This window comes from Rosenbergiella australiborealis (assembly GCF_018494035.1).
Taxonomy (GTDB): domain Bacteria; phylum Pseudomonadota; class Gammaproteobacteria; order Enterobacterales; family Enterobacteriaceae; genus Rosenbergiella; species Rosenbergiella australiborealis.
The window spans coordinates 1-1,512 of sequence record NZ_JABBFO010000033.1; the positions used below are offsets into that span (position 1 = coordinate 1).

1 rRNA gene is annotated in these 1,512 nt (G+C 52.5%); it reads left to right on the forward strand.

The window, feature by feature from the left end:
- Window positions 1-25 precede the first annotated feature (25 nt).
- Window positions 26-1,512, forward strand: a 23S ribosomal RNA gene (locus HGT73_RS14560); the annotation flags it as partial.

Consider the following 1,512-nt stretch of genomic DNA (forward strand, 5'->3'; position numbering starts at 1 on the left):
CGTCTAAGACGTCTGTGGGTTGTGAGGTTAAGCGAATAAGCGTACACGGTGGATGCCCTGGCAGTCAGAGGCGATGAAGGACGTGCTAATCTGCGAAAAGCGTCGGTAAGGTGATATGAACCGTTATAGCCGACGATATCCGAATGGGGAAACCCAGTGTGTTTCGACACACTATCGCAACATGAATACATAGTGTTGCGAGGCGAACCGAGGGAACTGAAACATCTAAGTACCTCGAGGAAAAGAAATCAACCGAGATTCCCCTAGTAGCGGCGAGCGAACGGGGAGGAGCCCAGAGTCTGCATCAGTCAGTGTGTTAATGGAACGGTCTGGAAAGTCCGGCGATACAGGGTGATAGCCCCGTACATGAAAATGCACTGATTGTGAGCTCGAAGAGTAGGGCGGGACACGTGGTATCCTGTCTGAATATGGGGGGACCATCCTCCAAGGCTAAATACTCCTGACTGACCGATAGTGAACCAGTACCGTGAGGGAAAGGCGAAAAGAACCCCGGCGAGGGGAGTGAAATAGAACCTGAAACCGTGTACGTACAAGCAGTGGGAGCACGCCTTGAGCGTGTGACTGCGTACCTTTTGTATAATGGGTCAGCGACTTATATTTTGTAGCAAGGTTAACCGAATAGGGGAGCCGCAGGGAAACCGAGTCTTAACTGGGCGTTAAGTTGCAAGGTATAGACCCGAAACCCGGTGATCTAGCCATGGGCAGGTTGAAGGTTGGGTAACACTAACTGGAGGACCGAACCGACTAATGTTGAAAAATTAGCGGATGACTTGTGGCTGGGGGTGAAAGGCCAATCAAACCGGGAGATAGCTGGTTCTCCCCGAAAGCTATTTAGGTAGCGCCTCGTGAACTCATCTTCGGGGGTAGAGCACTGTTTCGGCTAGGGGGCCATCCCGGCTTACCAACCCGATGCAAACTACGAATACCGAAGAATGTTATCACGGGAGACACACGGCGGGTGCTAACGTCCGTCGTGAAGAGGGAAACAACCCAGACCGCCAGCTAAGGTCCCAAAGTCATAGTTAAGTGGGAAACGATGTGGGAAGGCCCAGACAGCCAGGATGTTGGCTTAGAAGCAGCCATCATTTAAAGAAAGCGTAATAGCTCACTGGTCGAGTCGGCCTGCGCGGAAGATGTAACGGGGCTAAACTATGCACCGAAGCTGCGGCAGCGACACTATGTGTTGTTGGGTAGGGGAGCGTTCTGTAAGCCGTTGAAGGTGGACTGTGAGGTCTGCTGGAGGTATCAGAAGTGCGAATGCTGACATAAGTAACGATAAAGCGGGTGAAAAACCCGCTCGCCGGAAGATCAAGGGTTCCTGTCCAACGTTAATCGGGGCAGGGTGAGTCGACCCCTAAGGCGAGGCCGAAAGGCGTAGTCGATGGGAAACAGGTTAATATTCCTGTACTTGGTGTTACTGCGAAGGGGGGACGGAGAAGGCTAGGTTATCCGGGCGACGGTTGTCCCGGTTTAAGCGAGTAGGCTGATAGT